Annotated in this window: 17 protein-coding genes; 11 read left to right on the top strand and 6 right to left on the bottom strand. The window is 71.5% G+C overall.

Annotated features, from left to right (window positions below; all coding sequences use genetic code 11):
- Window positions 1-57 precede the first annotated feature (57 nt).
- Window positions 58-645, top strand: coding sequence for a TetR/AcrR family transcriptional regulator (locus tag ACGFIW_RS11865; RefSeq protein ID WP_393313358.1), 588 nt, complete (start codon window positions 58-60; stop codon window positions 643-645).
- On the top strand, window positions 645-2,861 hold the full coding sequence (locus ACGFIW_RS11870; RefSeq protein ID WP_393313361.1) for an MMPL family transporter: 2,217 nt from the start codon (window positions 645-647) through the stop codon (window positions 2,859-2,861). Before ACGFIW_RS11865 ends, ACGFIW_RS11870 begins: the two co-directional genes overlap by 1 nt.
- Window positions 2,862-2,893: 32 nt before the next feature.
- On the opposite strand, the gene ACGFIW_RS11875 is transcribed toward ACGFIW_RS11870, so the two are convergent.
- On the bottom strand, window positions 2,894-4,150 hold the full coding sequence (locus tag ACGFIW_RS11875; RefSeq protein WP_393313364.1) for an erythromycin esterase family protein: 1,257 nt from the start codon (window positions 4,148-4,150) through the stop codon (window positions 2,894-2,896).
- Window positions 4,151-4,278: 128 nt separating this feature from the next.
- On the opposite strand from ACGFIW_RS11875, the gene ACGFIW_RS11880 reads away from it, so the two are divergent.
- Entirely contained in the window at window positions 4,279-4,470 is a 192-nt protein-coding gene (locus tag ACGFIW_RS11880; protein ID WP_357066810.1) for a DUF2795 domain-containing protein, read from the top strand.
- Window positions 4,471-4,681: 211 nt separating this feature from the next.
- Here the strand turns inward: ACGFIW_RS11880 and ACGFIW_RS11885 are convergent, their stop codons facing one another.
- Window positions 4,682-5,584 (bottom strand): Gfo/Idh/MocA family protein, encoded by a 903-nt coding sequence (locus ACGFIW_RS11885; protein WP_393314036.1) that lies wholly within the window; start codon window positions 5,582-5,584, stop codon window positions 4,682-4,684.
- 182 nt (window positions 5,585-5,766) lie between these two features.
- Between ACGFIW_RS11885 and ACGFIW_RS11890 the strand changes: the two genes are divergently transcribed.
- The 3 genes from ACGFIW_RS11890 to ACGFIW_RS11900 all read left to right on the top strand — a co-directional run bounded on the left by ACGFIW_RS11890 (window position 5,767) and on the right by ACGFIW_RS11900 (window position 7,049).
- Complete coding sequence (locus tag ACGFIW_RS11890) at window positions 5,767-6,129, top strand: cupin domain-containing protein (RefSeq protein ID WP_393313367.1); 363 nt, start codon at window positions 5,767-5,769, stop codon at window positions 6,127-6,129.
- Between the two features lie 127 nt (window positions 6,130-6,256).
- Entirely contained in the window at window positions 6,257-6,640 is a 384-nt protein-coding gene (locus ACGFIW_RS11895; RefSeq protein ID WP_393314038.1) for a hypothetical protein, read from the top strand.
- Window positions 6,633-7,049: a hypothetical protein gene (locus ACGFIW_RS11900; protein ID WP_393313370.1), complete on the top strand. Its 417-nt coding sequence runs from the start codon at window positions 6,633-6,635 to the stop codon at window positions 7,047-7,049. The genes ACGFIW_RS11895 and ACGFIW_RS11900 overlap by 8 nt, the downstream gene beginning before the upstream one ends.
- 85 nt (window positions 7,050-7,134) lie before the next feature.
- Here ACGFIW_RS11900 and fabG read toward each other — a convergent pair whose 3' ends face one another.
- Both fabG and ACGFIW_RS11910 read right to left on the bottom strand, forming a co-directional pair.
- Window positions 7,135-7,893: a 3-oxoacyl-ACP reductase FabG gene (gene fabG, locus ACGFIW_RS11905; protein ID WP_393313373.1), complete on the bottom strand. Its 759-nt coding sequence runs from the start codon at window positions 7,891-7,893 to the stop codon at window positions 7,135-7,137.
- Between the two features lie 305 nt (window positions 7,894-8,198).
- Window positions 8,199-9,851, bottom strand: a complete 1,653-nt coding sequence (locus ACGFIW_RS11910; protein ID WP_393314041.1) for an alpha-amylase family protein — start codon at window positions 9,849-9,851, stop codon at window positions 8,199-8,201.
- A 57-nt stretch (window positions 9,852-9,908) separates the two neighbouring features.
- Between ACGFIW_RS11910 and ACGFIW_RS11915 the strand changes: the two genes are divergently transcribed.
- Together ACGFIW_RS11915 and ACGFIW_RS11920 are read left to right on the top strand one after the other, a co-directional pair.
- Window positions 9,909-10,523, top strand: coding sequence for a DUF1349 domain-containing protein (locus ACGFIW_RS11915; protein ID WP_393313376.1), 615 nt, complete (start codon window positions 9,909-9,911; stop codon window positions 10,521-10,523).
- Window positions 10,524-10,582: 59 nt separating this feature from the next.
- On the top strand, window positions 10,583-11,254 hold the full coding sequence (locus ACGFIW_RS11920) for a DedA family protein (protein WP_393313379.1): 672 nt from the start codon (window positions 10,583-10,585) through the stop codon (window positions 11,252-11,254).
- Between the two features lie 4 nt (window positions 11,255-11,258).
- Here ACGFIW_RS11920 and ACGFIW_RS11925 read toward each other — a convergent pair whose 3' ends face one another.
- Both ACGFIW_RS11925 and ACGFIW_RS11930 read right to left on the bottom strand, forming a co-directional pair.
- Complete coding sequence (locus tag ACGFIW_RS11925; RefSeq protein WP_393313382.1) at window positions 11,259-12,005, bottom strand: YidC/Oxa1 family membrane protein insertase; 747 nt, start codon at window positions 12,003-12,005, stop codon at window positions 11,259-11,261.
- 101 nt (window positions 12,006-12,106) lie between these two features.
- Window positions 12,107-12,400: a DUF6412 domain-containing protein gene (locus ACGFIW_RS11930; protein WP_393313385.1), complete on the bottom strand. Its 294-nt coding sequence runs from the start codon at window positions 12,398-12,400 to the stop codon at window positions 12,107-12,109.
- Between the two features lie 161 nt (window positions 12,401-12,561).
- Here ACGFIW_RS11930 and ACGFIW_RS11935 point away from each other — a divergent pair, with 161 nt between their 5' ends.
- From ACGFIW_RS11935 to ACGFIW_RS11945, 3 genes are read left to right on the top strand one after another with little or no spacing between them, the layout of a single operon-like run.
- On the top strand, window positions 12,562-13,698 hold the full coding sequence (locus ACGFIW_RS11935; RefSeq protein ID WP_393313388.1) for a glutamate--cysteine ligase: 1,137 nt from the start codon (window positions 12,562-12,564) through the stop codon (window positions 13,696-13,698).
- A 24-nt stretch (window positions 13,699-13,722) separates the two neighbouring features.
- Entirely contained in the window at window positions 13,723-15,102 is a 1,380-nt protein-coding gene (locus tag ACGFIW_RS11940) for an FAD-dependent oxidoreductase (protein ID WP_393313391.1), read from the top strand.
- Between the two features lie 27 nt (window positions 15,103-15,129).
- Window positions 15,130-16,143, top strand: a complete 1,014-nt coding sequence (locus ACGFIW_RS11945) for a LacI family DNA-binding transcriptional regulator (protein WP_393313394.1) — start codon at window positions 15,130-15,132, stop codon at window positions 16,141-16,143.
- Window positions 16,144-16,254 lie beyond the last annotated feature (111 nt).

Consider the following 16,254-nt stretch of genomic DNA (forward strand, 5'->3'; position numbering starts at 1 on the left):
ATCGGTCAGGATCTGACCGATCGGTCAGGCATGCTGGTTCACGGAGGTGGACCAACGATGGCCAGAGTGGTGTCCGAGACGCACGGCGAGATCCTCGCCGCGGCGGCACGACGGTTCGCGGTCACCGGCTACCGGGGCACCTCGCTACAGGACATCGCCGGCGAGGTCGGCTGCTCCAAGGCCACCGTGCTCTACCACTTCGCCAACAAGGAAGCCCTGCTCGCCGAGCTGATGGCTCCCGCGATCGGTGTGCTGCGCGACCTCGACGACCAGCTCACCGGCCTGACCGGAGCACCCGCCCAGGAGGTCGCCGCGATCGGCTTCGTCGACCTCGCGGTCCGGTTCCGGCGGGAGATCGCGGTGCTGCGCGGCGAGTTCCCCGAGCTGCTGTGCCAGCCGGCCTTCGCGCACATCCAGCAGATCTCGGACCGGCTGCGCGACGCGCTGGCCGGGCACTCCGACCGACCGGGTGCCCGCATCACCGCGCTGGTGCTGCTCGCCGGCATCTCCGAGGCGTGCGACGAATTCGTCGACATGCCCGACGACGAGTTGCGCCCCGCCCTGCTCGCCCTCGTCCGGCGGGCCGTCGAGCCCGTCGGGTCACCCCTGCTCCCAGCACCAACGACCGAGGACAAGGACTCCTGATGGCCACCCTGCTCTACCGGCTCGGCCGGGGCGCGTTACGCCGGCGTCGACTCGTCGTCGCGCTCTGGCTCGTCGTACTCGTCATCGCCGGCCTGGCCGCGGCGACCCTGCGCGGCCCGACGGCGAGCAACTTCACGATGCCCGGCACCGAGAGCCAGCGGGCGCTCGACCTGCTCGCCGAGCAGTTCCCCGCGGCCAGCGGCGCGACCGGCACCATCACGGTCAAGGCGCCGGCCGACGGTCAACTGGCCACCCCCGAGGGCAAGGCGGTGGTGCAGGAGCTGGTCCAGGAGGCCTCGACCCTGCCCGGCGTGGTCGGCGCGGTCAACCCGCTCCAGATCGGCGCGGTCTCGCCCAACGGTCGGTACGCGCTGGTCCAGGTCCAGTTCGCCAGCGGCGGCGACGAGGTGACCGACGAGCAGCGCACCGCGTACGAGAAGGTCGGTGCCGCCGCCGAGGCGAAGGGTTGGCAGGTGGCCCCGGGTGGCGAGGTGCTGGGTGGTGAGCCGGAGATCGGCTCCACCGAGGCGCTCGGCGTGCTCGTCGCCGCGATCGTCCTGATCATCACGTTCGGTTCACTTGTCGCCGCCGGGATGACAATGCTCAACGCGCTGATCGGCGTGGGCGTCGGCATGGCCGGCCTGTTCGCGCTCAGCGGCGTCATCGAGTTGACGAGCACCGCGCCGATCCTGGCGCTGATGCTCGGCCTCGCCGTCGGCATCGACTACTCGTTGTTCATCACCTCCCGGCACCGGCAGAACCTGCTCGACGGCCTGTCCCCGGAGGAGGCGGTCGGCCGAGCGGTCGGCACCGCCGGGTCCGCGGTGGTCTTCGCGGGCGCGACAGTGGTCATCGCGTTGGCCGGACTGGCCGTGGTGAACATCCCGTTCCTCACCGTGATGGGTCTCGCCGCCGCCGGCACGGTCACCGTCGCGGTGCTCGTCGCGATCACCCTCCAGCCGGCACTGCTCGGCTTCGCCGGTCGCCGGGTGCTCCCCCGCCGACTGCGTGCGGTCGCCACCGACGGCACCGACACCAGCGCCGGTGTCGACCACTCCGACGACACCAACCGGTCGGCCGTCGAGGACGAGTCCCGGTTCGGGTTCCGCTGGGCACGGTTCGTCACCCGCTTCCGCGTACCCGTCATCCTGGTCGGTCTGCTCGGCCTGGGCCTGCTCGCGCTGCCCACGCCGGACATGCGGCTGGCCCTGCCGGGGGCCGCGACGGCCGCCGTCGGCTCACCCGCCCGGGTGGCCAACGACCTGACCGTCGAGGGTTTCGGAGCGGGCTTCACCGGCCGGCTCGCGGTGGTGGTCGCCGGTGACACGCCACAGGCCACCGCGACCGCCGTGCCGCAGGTCACCGCCCTGCTCCAGCGCACCGAGAACGTCCTCGCGGTGGCTCCGGCGCAGCTCAGCCCGGATGGTCGGACCGCGCTGCTCGGCGTGGTGCCCAAGACCGGCCCGACCGCCGAGGCCACCGAAACCCTGGTGCACGACATCCGTGGCGCGGTGGGCGGGATCCGCGACGTGGACGTGCTGCTCACCGGTGCCACCGCGATCGGCATCGACGTCTCCGAGAAGCTCTCCGACGCGCTACCGGTCTACCTGCTGCTGGTGGTCGGGCTCTCGGTGCTGCTGCTGATGCTGGTGTTCCGCTCGCTGCTGGTGCCGGTCAAGGCCGCGTTGGGCTTCCTGCTCACCGTCGCGGCCACGTTCGGCATCACGGTGGCGGTCTTCCAGCAGGGGCACCTCGCCGACCTGGTCGGCCTGGACACGCCGGGTCCGCTGATCAGCTTCCTGCCGATCCTGCTGATCGGCATCCTGTTCGGGCTCGCCATGGACTACGAGGTGTTCCTGGTGTCCCGCATGCGGGAGGACTTCGTGCACGGCGAGTCCGCCCGGCAGGCCACCATCAGCGGCATGGGGCATGGCGCCCGGGTGGTCACCGCCGCCGCGCTGATCATGATGTCGGTCTTCGGGGGCTTCGTCTTCCTGGAGGACCCGGTGATCAAGTCGATGGGCTTCGCGCTCGCGGTCGGCGTCGCCATCGACGCGTTCGTGGTCCGGATGACAATCGTCCCGGCGGTGATGTCGCTTCTGGGTGCCCGCGCCTGGTGGCTGCCGAGCTGGCTCAACCGCGCCCTACCGAACGTCGACATCGAGGGCGAGGGCCTCCGCACCCACCTGGAGGACCGCACCCCCACCCACGTCTGACCCCGAGACTCCACCCGGCCGGTGACTGATCGTCAGACGCCGGCCGGGTAGGTCTCCATCTCGCCGGGGGCGGCCGGGACCGGCAGCGGGTGCAGAGCGGTTGTCTCGTCGCACCAGATGAACGCGTCGTAGCGGTCACCGAGCCGGGTGGGCACGTAGTTGCCCCAGGACTCGAAGGACGGGTCGTAGACGACACCGATCGCCCGATGGTCCGCGGTGTCGGTAACCCAGCCGGGCTGGTCGTCACCGCCGAAGACCAGCACCGCCCGGTCCGGCATCAGTTCGTGCAGCCGCCGCTCGATCGACCCCTCCCGGGCCGGCGGCACCACCATCGGCTCGGGCGGCGAACCCCACCGGGGTGCGGCGATCACCGTGCCCCGGTAGCTACCGAAGCCGATCAGCGCCACCGCGTCGTCGCCGTGGCGTTCCCGGGCCAACTGACCAATGTTGACCATCCCGTCCGCGGCCATGTCGGTGGCCCGCGCGTCCCCGACGTGCGTGTTGTGCGCCCAGACGATGCCCCGGGCGTCCGGGCCGTAGCGGTCCAGCAGCCGGTCCAGCGTGTCCTGCATGTGGGTGTCGCGGATGTTCCACGAGTCCGGCCCACCGGCCACCATCGCCCGGTAGTACCGCTCCGCACCGGCCACCACCTCCGCGTTCTGCCAGGCCGAGAAGCGGTCCGGGCCGTCGGAGAGGGCATGTTCACGGGTCCGGGCGAGCAGCCGGACCACCTCCTCCTCGCAACGGGCGGAGACGAACCGGCTGGCCGCGCCGTACTCCTCGACTCTCTTCCCGTACGGCTCGAAGCACCGGTACGCGTCCTGCGCCGCCTCCAGCGACGTCGGGTCCTCCTCCCCCAGATAGTCGAAGATCGCCTGCATCGACTCCCAGAGGCTGTACACGTCGAGCCCGTGGAACCCGGCGCGTTGCTCCGGCGGCCGCTCCAGGTTCCAGGCCCGCAACCAACTGGCGAACCTGGCCACCTCGGCGTTTGCCCACATCCAGGTCGGCCACCGCTGGAACTGGTCCAGCGCAAGCTGCGGTTGGAGTGCGCCGTCCGGCGCGGCGGTCACCGAACGGTGCACCCGGTCACAGTCCGGCCAGTCACCCTCCACCGCGACGAAGGAGAAGCCGCACTCCGCGACCAACCGACGGGTGAGCTGCTCACGCAGCCGGTAGTAGTCGTAGCTGCCGTGGGTGGACTCGCCGATCATCACCACCCGGGCGTCCCGAACGCGCTCCAGCAACGGGTCGAAATCGCTCGGCGCGCCGAGCCGCTGAACCAGCATGCCAGCGGCTACCCGACCCCCGCGGGGACAAACCGTGGGCGCGCCGCGGGCCGACACGCCGGCCGCCGGGCCGTCGTGGGTGCCGACCGAGCCGGTGTACGACCACCGCGAGCGGGTAGCCGGCCGACATGACCGTCACCGGCGTGCAGTTGCAGGAGTACCTGGCCGGACTCGACTACCCGGTTTCCCGGGAGGACCTGATCCGCTGGGGCCAGGAGAACGGCGCCAGCACAGAAATGTTGCAGATGTTGCAGTCGCTACCGCCCGAACAGTTCAACTCACCAGACGAGTTGAACGCCGCCCTAACCACGCTCCCGTAACCCCCGGCCCCGCCCGTCGGCCCCGCCCCATCGGCCCCGTCGTCGACCCCGGTGATCATGAGGTTATTGCCGTCCGGCACGGCGTGTCGCGCCGCTAACCCCATGATCACCGGGGCTGACGGGTGGGGGCGGGGGCGGGGGTCAGGGGGTGGGGGTCAGGGGGTGGGGGTCAGGGGGTGGGGGTCAGGGGGTGGGGGTCAGGGGGTGGGGGTCAGGGGAGCGGGACAGTGCGGGATTCGGCGCGGGCGGTTTCGGCGGCGGCCAGGATGCCGACGACCTCACGGCCGAAGCGGACGTCACAGCGGTGGTCGCGGGTGCCGGCCCGCACCTGCTCGACGAGCTGGTCGATGGCGACGCCGAACGCGGTCGCGGCGTCGTTCTCGCCGAACGGCACGGTCTCGATGCCGTTCTCGCCGTAGAAGACGAACTCCCGGGCCATCGACTCGGTCGGGGCGTCCAGCGAGAGCGAGGCGCTGCTCGTGGCTCCTCCCTCGTGGGTGAGCAGCAGATGCACCATCCCGCTCGGTCCGTCCATGGCCGCGACCTGGGTCACCCGGCCCAGCACCGGAAGGAGGATGGAGAGCGCGTGCGGGGCGATGTCCCAGAGCGCGCCGTGCTCCCGGCGCCACAACGATCCGCCGTACGGGCTGCCGTCCTGGAAGATCGAGGCGAACGCGGTGGTGCGGCCGTGCTGCCAGCCCCCGACGGCGGCGGTGGCGGCGAGGAAGGCCGTCACGTTCGGCTGGAAACGCTGGGTGAAGAACACGACCGAGGCGACCCCGGACTCCTCGGCGGCGGCCACGACGCGGTCGGCGTCGGCCACGCTGAGCGCCAGCGGCTTGTCCAGCAGCAGGTGCCGCCCGGCGGTGGCCGCCCGGGTCGCGATGTCGGCCTGGATGTCCGGCGGCAGCGCGACGGCGACCGCCTCGCACTGCGCGATCAGCGCGTCGACGTCGGCGTAGGCGGGCACCCCGTACCGCTCGGCCAGCGCGGAGGCCCGCTCCGGGTTACGCCCCCACACCCCGACCAGTTCCGCGTCCGGATGTGCGTGCAATGCCTTCCCGTGCGTCTCGATCGCCCAGTGACCGGTGCCGAACAAACCGAACCGCAGCACGTGTACCTCCGCTTTTTCCCCACCCCGCGGCAACGCCACGGCCGTGATCCACGCTAGTCGCCCTACCAGCCACGACGGCGGCGGGTTCGACCAATCGACGCTGCCCGACACGGACCGCCCAGGGCAACGCCACGTCCGATTGCCGCCAGACGCGCCGGGGTCGGCGCGGCAGTGTGGATGGCATGCCGAGCACGAATTCAGCACCGACAAGCGGTCCCGTCGACTTTGCCCACTGGTACGACTTCGCCGAGGGCGGACCCGTGCACCGTGGGCTGTTGCCCTATCCGTCGGCGGCGCCCGCGCCGTTCGAGGTCGCTCGCTGGTCGGTTGCCCCGAACACGTCCAACGACCTCGATGTCCATCGGTCGCGCGAGGTGTGGATCATCGTGTCCGGCACCGGAACGCTGACCTTCGGCGACCAGACGAGCGTTCTGCGATCCGGCGACGTCGCGGCGTTCGACAGCAGGGTGCCGCACCAGATCCGCAACGACGGGCCGGACCCGCTCCTTGCCGTCTCCGTCTACTGGTTGCCGGACAGCGACTGAGGCCCGTGCCGGTCGCCCGAACCACCCCTCGGCGGACGCCTCCCGAGGCGGGTACAGCCCTTTACTACGACGGTTAGTAGGCTGTGCCGGTGACCGAGGCAACGACCGGCTGGGGCCGGTGACCAGCATGGGTGCCGACTCACCGGTGGACGGGCTCGTCGCGACGGTGTCGATCGTGCTGTCGCTGCTCGTGGCGGTGTGGGCACTGGTGGCGGCGGTGCGCCAACGGCCGCCGGACCGGTTGCAGTTCGTCGGCCTGGCCGTACTCGAAGTGGCGTTGTTGGTGTTGACCGTGCTGGCGCTCGTCGCGGTCGGCGGCGGGGACCGGCCCGGTGAGCCGGGCGCCTTCTTCGGCTATCTGGTCACGCTGGTGTGCCTGCCGCCGCTGGCCTGGGTGCTGGCCCGGATGGAGCCGACCCGCTGGGGTTCGGCGATCGTCTGTGCGGTCTGCCTGGTCACCCCGGTGGTGGTGGTCCGGTTGCAGCAGACCTGGGAGGTGCTCGGTGGGTGAGACCCGACCGGCCGGTCGCGCCACGAACGCCGGCCCGGGCCGGCTGCTGATCGCGGTCTACCTGCTCTTCGCCATCGCGGCGACGAGTCGGGCGGGCCTCCAGATCGCCACCAAGTTCGACGAGGCGCCGGTGGCCTACCTGCTGTCCGGGGTAGCCGCGCTCATCTACATCGTGGCGGCGGTGGGGTTGGCCCGCGCCGGGCACACCGGCCGACGGGTCGCGTTGGCGTGCTGTTCCGTGGAGCTGGTCGGGGTGGTCGCGGTCGGCATCCTGAGCCTGGCCGACCGGGAGCTCTTCCCGGACGAGACAGTCTGGTCGAAGTTCGGCAGCGGGTACGGCTACATCCCGCTGGTGCTGCCGGTGCTCGGCCTGCTCTGGCTCTGGCGCACCCGCCGCACCACCGCCTGACGCGACAGCCGTCCGGGTCACCACCGCCTGACGCGACGACGGGGGCACCCCTTCGCGAAGGAGCGCCCCCGTCGGGAGTACGGGGTCAGTCCCGGGGGCCGCCGGCAACGTAGATGACCTGACCGGAGACGAAGCCGGCACCCTCGCTCGCCAGGAACGAGATGGTGTGGGCGACGTCCTCCGGGAACCCGGGACGACGCACCGGGATCTCGGCCGCCGCGTGCTTCTTGAAGTCCTCGAAGTCGACCTTCATGCGGGCGGCGGTGGCCGCGGTCATGTCGGTGACGATGAACCCGGGTGCGACCGCGTTGACGGTCACCCCGAACGGCCCCAGCTCGATGGCGAGCGTCTTGGTGAAGCCCTGGAGGCCGGCCTTGGCGGCGGCGTAGTTCGCCTGGCCCCGGTTGCCCAGGGCGGAGGTGCTGGAGAGGTTGACGATCCGCCCCCACTTCCGGTCCACCATGTGCTTCTGCGCGGCCTGGCTGAACAGGAACGCGCCGCGCAGGTGCACCCCCATCACCGTGTCCCAGTCGGCGTTGGTCATCTTGAACAGCAGGTTGTCGCGGAGCACACCGGCGTTGTTGACAAGCACGGTGGGCGCGCCAAGCTCGGCGGCGACCCGGGACACCGCCGCCTCGACCTGATCGCGGTCGGACACGTCGGCACCCACACCGAGCGCCCGGCCGCCGGCGGCGGCGATGGCGTCCACCGTCTCCTTGGTGGCCGCCTCCTCGATGTCGACCACGGCGACGGCCATTCCGTCGGCGGCCAGCCGTCGGGCGGTGGCCGCGCCGATACCGCGTGCGGCTCCGGTGACGATGGCGACGCGGGGCTCCTCCGACATGATTACCTCCCGGTAACGTGGGGTCGATCGAAGGAGCTTAACCTTCCACTGCTAGTTATCGGCGATGACCATGCTTTGATCCAGGAAGCAGCCTTGACGCCGCCGGCACCGCGCGCGGCCGTACCGAGCTGACCGTCTCCGCCGCGCGTCTGCCCGGCGTCACCGGTGGTGGCAGCATCCGACTCCGGCAGACCGTGCTCCGCGCCTTCGGCGTGCGCTGATCGGCACACCGCGACGAGGGCGTGACATCGTCCGGTGCGCACGCGTGGGGAGACCGCGCCGAGCGGCGCGGTCTCCCGGTCAGCTCAGAACGCGCTGCCCCGGCAGAGCCGGATCCAGCGGTAGCCGTGGCCGGAGACCTTGACGGCACCGAGCTTGCCCAACTCGCCGTAGCCACGGTCGGTGAGCACGTCGATCGGCATGTCGGCCTCCGGTTCGAGACTGCTCAGGTCCACCTCGACGTCGTCGGTGCCGAGGTTGTGCACGAAGACCATGGTTCCGGTCGGTCCGTCCGCCCGGTGCGCCAGCACTCCGGCCGGCATCGCCACGTCGATGTGGGTGGTCGAGCCGGAGCCGATCTCCGGGGCCTCCCGCAGCGTACGGATCATGCGCTCGAACCAGGCGAGCAGCGACTTCGGGTCGCCGCGCTGGGCGGTGACGTTGACCGTCTGGTAGCCGAACTCACCCTTGTCGATCACCGGGCGGACCAGCTTCTCCTCCTCCGCCGTGGAGAAGCCGGCATTCGGCTTGTACGACCACTGCATCGGGGTACGGATCGCCTCCCGACCGGGCAGCGACAGGTCCTCGCCCATCCCGATCTCCTCGCCGTAGCGCAACACCGGCGTGCCGCGCATGGAGAACTGGAGGGCGTACGCCAGCTCGATGCGTCGCCTGTCGTTGCCGAGCATCGGGGCGAGCCGGCGGCGGATGCCCCGGTCGTAGATGCGCATGGTCTCGTCCGGGCCGAACTGCGCGTACACCTGGTTGCGTTGTTCGGTGGTGAGCCGGGACAGGTCGATCTCGTCGTGGTTGCGCAGGAAGGTGGCCCACTGCCCACCGACGGGCAGCTTCGGGGTGTCGCGGAGCGCCTCGATCAGCGGCTCCGGGTCCTCGCGGGCCAGGGCGAGCATGAGTCGACCGTTGAGCATGAAGTCGAAGAGCATGTGGATGCGGTTGCCGGACCCGCTGCTGTCGCCGAAGAACGTCGGTAGCTGGTCCGGCTCGACGTTCGCCTCGGCCAGCAGGACGGCGTCGCCGCGGCGCCACTGCACGTGCTGGCGCATCTCGGTGAGGAACTCGAAGTCCTTCGGGGAGTTCGGGTTGCCCGGTTCGGTCAGCTCGATGATGAACGGCACCGCGTCCATCCGGAAGCCGGAGACGCCGAGCTGGAGCCAGAACGACATGATCTTCTTGATCTCGTCCCGGACCTGCGGGTTGGCGAAGTTGAGGTCCGGCTGGAACTTGTAGAACCGGTGGTAGAACCACGCCTTGGCGGTCCGGTCGTAGCTCCAGGTCTCGTCCTGCTCACCCGGAAAGACCATGCCCTGGTGCCGGTCGTCCGGCTCGGTGTCGGACCACACGAACCAGTCGCGGTAGGGCGAGTCCGGCGAGGATCGGGCGGACTGGAACCACGGGTGCTCGTCGGAGGTGTGGTTGACCACCAGGTCGATGATCACGCGGATGCCCCGGTTCTGTGCCTGGTGCAGCAGCTCGGCGAAGTCGCCGAGGGTGCCGAAACGCGGGTCCACGTTGTAGAAGTCGGTGGCGTCGTAACCGTCGTCGCGGTTGGGCGACGGGTGGATCGGGTGCAGCCACAGGCAGGTCACCCCGAGCCGGGCCAGGTAGTCCAACCTCCCGATCAGCCCACGGATGTCACCGACCCCGTCGCCGTCGGAGTCGGCGTACGTGTCGATGTCGAGGCAGTACACGACGGCTTCGGAATACCAGCGGTCACCCATGCGGGAGAGACTTCTCCGATCGATCACCGCGGCAAACCCTTGGTTATCGTGCCTGTCATGGGAAACGACCTCGTACCGCCGAGCGAACCGTTGGACTGGTCTGCGGGCCGGTGGCTGCACCCACCGGTACGCGTCGAGGAGGGCCCCGCCGGTGCGCTCGTCGTCGAGCCGGCCGCGGACAGCGACTTCTGGCGGCGGACCAGCTACGGCTTCGTGCACGACAACGGCCCGGCCCTGCTGGCGCCGCTACCGGTCGGCACCGCCATGGAGGTGAGTTTCCGGCTCGACTTCTCGGCGCAGTTCGACCAGGCCGGTGCGCTCGTCCGCGTCGACGAACGCACCTGGACCAAGGCCGGCGTCGAGATCAGCGACGGGGAGGCGCAGGTCGGCGCGGTGGTGACCCGGGAGTTCTCCGACTGGTCGGTGGCACCGGTGCCGCAGTGGCCGGGCCGCGAGGTGACCGTCCGGGTCAGCCGGGCCGGCGACGCGCTTACCGTCCGCGCCCGCGCCGACGACGAGCCGTGGCGACTGGTCCGGCTCGCCCCGCTGGATCCGGCGGCCGAGGCCGTGGCGGGCCCGTTCTGCTGCGCGCCGTCGCGTGCCGGCCTGAGCGTGGTGTTCACCGGCTGGCGGCAGGGTCCGGCGGACACCGCCCTGCACCCCGAGGTATAGCAATCGCCTTTATTGGGTAAGACCCTCCGATCCCCGACAGCCGACCGGAAGGACGACCCATGGCGTACGCCCAGGCTGGCGACCCGTCCGAATTCACCGGGTTGACCGGTTGGGTGGCCTCGGTGATCGAGGTGATGGGCCCGGTCGGCGTGGCGCTGCTGGTGGCGCTGGAGAGCATCGTCCCGCCGATCCCCAGCGAGATCGTGCTGGCGCTCGCCGGTTTCCTGGCGCACGAGGGCAAGTTCAACGTCTTCGTCGTGGTGTTCGCCGCGACGGTCGGCTCGTTGGTCGGCGCGCTGGTGCTCTACTGGCTGGGCGCGGCGCTCGGCGAGGAACGACTCAAGCGCTGGTTGGACCACATCCCGCTGGTGGACAGCGACGACCTGGAGAAGGCCGACAGGTGGTTCGAGCGGCACGGCCGGTGGGCGGTGCTGATCGGCCGGGTGGTCCCGGTGGTCCGCAGCCTGGTGTCCGTGCCGGCCGGGGCCAACCGGATGCCGTTGGGTGAGTTCATCCTGCTCACCACCATCGGCAGCGGTGTGTGGAACGCTCTCATCGTCGGAGCCGGTTACGCGCTCGGGCGCCGCTGGCAGGATGTGGAGCGCTACAGCGACTGGTTCAACTACGCGATCGGCGCGGTCTTCGTGGTGATGGTGGCCGGTTGGGTGATCCGCAAGGTCCGCAAGCGTCGGGGGCGCGACGACCGGCGGTCGGTGACCGCCGGTCGCTGATCGGCTACCGGTCAGCCGGCGACGGCACGGCCTGCGGCCGGCGGAGCACCGCCTGTTCGGCGGCCGACCACACGCTCGTGGTCACCAGGTAGATGACCGCGGCGAGCGGCAGCACCAGCGCCACCAGCACCGTCGTGAACGGCAGCAGGGGCAGCAGTCGCCCGAGCACCGCCGCGCCCGGCCCCTCGGTGGGGGTGCCGGCCACCGTGCCGACGGCCGCCGACGCCCGCCGGGCCCGCCGCGACGACCACCAGGCCACCGCCAGCAGCACGGCCAGCAGTACGGCGAAGAGCGGGCCGGCCGCCCCGGCCACACCGTCGCCGAGATGGTGGCCCAGTGGCACCCCGGCCAGCCGTTCGTCGAGCAGCCCGGTGCCGCCCTCGCTCGTGGTGAACAACCGGTACAGGACCAGCAGGAACGGCGCCTGAAGCAGCAACGGCAGACAGCCGGCGATCGGGTTGGCCCCGGCACTCCGGTACAACGCGAACACCTCGCGCTGAAGCTTCGCCGGGTCGTCGGCGTACCGCCGCTGGAGGTCACGCACCTGCGGGGCGAGCGCGGCGCGGCGTCGCTCGCCGCGGACCTGCGCGACGGTGAGCGGCGAGATCAGCAGTCGGACGGCGATGGTGAACAGCACGATGGCGGCGGCGGTCGCCATCCCGCCGGCCAACGGTTCGAGCAGGTCGGTGAGCCAGGACAGCGCGGTGCCGGCAGCGGCGACAGCGTCGTGCAGTGGTGCGAAGGCAAGCATGGGAAACCCCTCGGTCCGATTCCGGTGGGGCCCAACCCCGGGCGGTGTCCGCTCGACAGGGGGGCCGGTGACGGCGGGATCGGCCGCGCGGCGGCGTGGCGCTACGCGGCCGAACCGAGCCCGGGGGCACGGGGACGTGGGCGGCCGGCGGCGTCCGGGTCGATCTGTCGGGGCACCCGCCGAGCACGGGACCGGGCTCGCAAGCCGGCCCAGCGCGGCCCGGTGCCCGGCACACCCGCGCGGCCGAGCACCCGCGCCGCGAGCACCACGGCGAGCAGCACCAGGGCGGTCAGCGCGGCACCGGCCAGCAGGTCGGTCGGACGGCCGGCGAGCAGGGTGAGCTGGGCGAACGCGGACAACCACGCGACCCCGACAACCCCCAGTGACACCGGCACGGGCTCAGCATAGGACCCCCTGTCACGTCGTCCCGGCGAAACCGGCGGCACGCTCCCGCACCACGGGCCATCGCCACGTTTCCCGGCATCGCCACGTTGGGTAACCAAGCAGCAGACCGATGCGGACGGACCGCGAACGGTAGGAACGGACGGTGGTGGCGATGACCGGTCAGGTGGCGGAGGCGCCCAGCGAGGCGGCTGGGGCGACCGGATTGCTCACCGTGGGCGTCGAGGAGGAGTTCCTGCTCGTCGACCCGCACACCGGGGCCGCGGTCCCGGCCGTCGACCTGGTCATGGAGCAGGTGCCGGCCGAGCTTCGCGGGCAGGTGGAGCGGGAGTTCCAGACCAGTCAGATCGAGATCGGCAGCCCGCCCGGCCTGGAGCTGTCGTCGATCCGGCACTCCCTCGGCGTGCTGCGTCGGGCGCTCGCCGACGCCGCCGAGCGGGCCGGCGTACGTCTGCTCGCCATCGGCACCGGCCCGGTGGACGGCCCGGTGCCGCCGGTGGTGGACAAGCCCCGCTTCGACCGGATGGTCGAGCGGTTCCGGCTGCTCGTTCCCGGCCCCGGCAACAACGGCATGCACGTGCACGTCGGCGTTCCCGATCCGGAGACCGGTGTGCAGGTGCTCAACCACGTACGCCCCTGGCTGCCGATGCTGCACGCGATGACCACCAACTCCCCGTTCTCCCGGGGTGAGGACACCGGCTATGCGAGTTGGCGCTCGGTGGAGTGGGAGCGCTGGCCGTCGGTGGCGCCGACGCCGTTCCTGGAGTCGCACGAGCACTACCAGCGGCTGATCCGTCAGTTGATCTCCAGTGGGGTGATGCTCGACGAGGGGATGCTCTACTGGTACGCCCGACTGTCGGCGAAGTACCCGACCGTGGAGCTGCGGATCGGCGACGTCTGCCCGTCGGTGGACGACGCGGTGCTGGTCGCCGCGCTGGTCCGGGCCCTGGTGGCCACCGCCAGGGCGGACGTCGAGGCTGGTCGCCCGGCGTTGCAGACCGATCACCACCTGCTTGTCGGCGCGCACTGGCGGGCCGCGCACGACGGCCTGGAGGGCGACGCCGTCGACGTCACCACCGGCGAGGTCCGCCCGGCCTGGGAACTGCTGGACCGGTTCGTCGAGCGGCTGCGGCCCGCGCTGGAGCAGCACGGCGACTGGGCCGAGGTGACCGACCTGCTGGGCGGGTTGCGCCGGCACGGCAGCGGGGCGGCCCGGCAACGCGCGGTGTACGAGCGCGCCGGCCAACTCACCGACGTGGTGCAGGACGTCGCACGGCAGACCCGTGGCTGAACACCGTCGTGACAGGATGAGCCCGTGGCGCAACGGCTGATCGTCATCGGCGGGGACGCCGCCGGAATGTCGGCGGCGTCCCAGGCCCGACGCCGCCGCGACCGTGACGACCTGGAGATCGTGGTCTTCGAGCGGGGCCACTTCACCTCCTACTCGGCGTGCGGCATCCCGTACTGGATCAGTGGCCTGGTGTCCGGCCCGGAGGCGCTGATCGCGCGGGATCCGGAGACGTTCCGCACGACGTACGCGATGGACGTCCGGCTGCGTCACGAGGTCACGGCCATCGACCTGGACCGCCGCGAGGTGGTGGCCCGGGATCTGGAGGGCGGCGGCGAGGTCCGCGAGCGCTTCGACGACCTGATGTACGCCGCCGGTGCCGTCCCGGTGCAACCGCCCTGGGCGGACACTGACGCGGGCGGCGTGTTCGGCATGCAGACCCTCGACGACGGGGCGGCGCTGCGCGACTGGCTGGACGCTGAGCCGCAGCCGCGTCGGGCCGTGGTGGTCGGCGGCGGCTACATCGGCGTCGAGATCGCCGAGGCGCTGATCCAGCGCGGCCTGTCGGTGACCCTGGTCGAGGCCGGTGCGCAGCCCATGGCGACTGTCGACGGCGACATGGCCGAGCTGGTCGCCGAGGCGATGCGCGGCCTGGGTGTCACGATCCGCACCGACCTGCCGGTGACCGGCCTGGAGCAGCGGGACGGCCGGGTGTCCGCGGTGGTCACGGCCGAGGGGCCGATACCGGCCGACGTCGTGGTCCTGGGCCTGGGGGTACGCCCGAACACCGCGCTCGCCAAGGCTGCCGGGTTTCCGATCGGCCCGACCGGTGGTATCCGGGTGGACCGCCGGATGCGGGTGGCCGGGCTGTCCGGCGTCTGGGCTGCCGGTGACTGCGTGGAGATGCTGCACCGGGTCAGCGGGATGCCGGTGCACGTGCCGCTGGGCACCCACGCCAACAAGCAGGGCCGCGCGGCCGGGATCAACATCGGCGGCGGGTACGCCACCTTCGCCGGCGTGATCGGCACGGCCGTGACCAAGGTCTGCGACCTGGAGGTGGGGCGCACCGGCCTGCGGGAGCGGGAGGCCACCCTGGCCGGCTTCGACTTCGTCTCGGTGATCGCCGAGTCGACGAACCGGGCCGGCTACTACCCCGGTGCCCGACCGATGACCGTCAAACTGATCGCCGAGCGGCCCAGCGGCCGCTTGCTGGGCGCGCAGATCGTCGGCTGGTCCGAGGCGGCCAAACGCATCGACACGCTGGCTGTCGCACTCTGGAACGGCATGACGGTGGACGATATGACATCACTGGACCTGGGCTACGCTCCGCCGTACGCGCCGGTGTGGGACCCGGTGCTCGTCGCCGCGCGCAAGGCGGTCGACGCGCTCGCCGCCCCCGACCGCTGACCGGCGCCCCGCCGTGGAGGACGACCCGTGACCCAGACCCCGACCCGGCCGACGGTGCGTCGGCGCCCGACGATGGTCGACGTGGCCCGGCACGCCGGGGTCAGTCTGAAGACGGTCTCCCGGGTGGTCAACGACGAGCCGGTGGGGCAGGAGCTGGTCAACCGGGTGCTCGCCGCCATCGCCGAGCTGGGCTTCCGCCGCAACGACATCGCCCGCAACCTGCGGTCCCGGCAGCTCAACGCCACGGTCGGGCTGCTCATCGAGGAGATCGCCAACCCGTTCTACGCGACGATCGCCAGCGTTGCCGCCGAGATCGCGGCCGCCCACGGCACCATGCTGATCACCGCCTCGTCGGAGGAGGACCCGGAACGCGAACGCGCCCTGCTCCAGGACTTCACCCAGCGTCGGGTCGACGGACTGCTGGTCGTGCCGGCGGGTCTCGACCACTCGTTCCTGCGTCGCGAGGTCGAGCTGGGGATGCCTGTGGTCTTCCTGGACCGTCCGCCGCAGGGGCTGCACGCCGACGCGGTGCTGTTGGACAACCGGGGCGGCAGCCAGGCCGCTGTCAGCGCGCTGCTCGACGAGGGGCACCGCCGGGTGGGCCTGCTGCTCGGCGCGCCGAGCGTGCCCACCATGCGCGAGCGGCTGGCCGGGGCGCGGGCGGCGCTGGCCACCGCCGGGGTCGCACCGGACGAGTCGCTGGTCCGCGAACGGCTCATCGCGCCCGAGGAGGCCGGTCGAGCCGTCGCCGCGCTGCTCGACCTGCCGGACCCGCCGACGGCGTTCTTCTGCGCCAACAACCGGCTCACCGTCGGCGCCCTCCAGGAGCTGCACCGCCGGGGCAGTGACGCCGCACTTGTCGGCTTCGACGACTTCGAACTGTCCCACCTGATGCCGCGGCCACTGACCGTGGTCGCCTACGACACCCGGGAGCTGGCCAGAGTCGCCACCGAACGCCTCTTCCAACGAGTAGCCGGCGACGACACCCCACCGTCCACCACAGTCCTCCCCACCAAGCTCCTAAAACGAGGCCTAACCTAACCCGCCCCCGCGCCCCCGGCCCCCGGCCCCGCTCGCCCCGCCCACCCCCACCCGGTCGATCATGGAGTTGTGGTGGGCGTTTGACTGCACTTCGCGGCGTTTGTGAGGCAC

Origin of the sequence: Micromonospora sp. NPDC048935 (genome assembly GCF_043197875.1) — a bacterium.
Lineage (GTDB): Bacteria > Actinomycetota > Actinomycetes > Mycobacteriales > Micromonosporaceae > Micromonospora.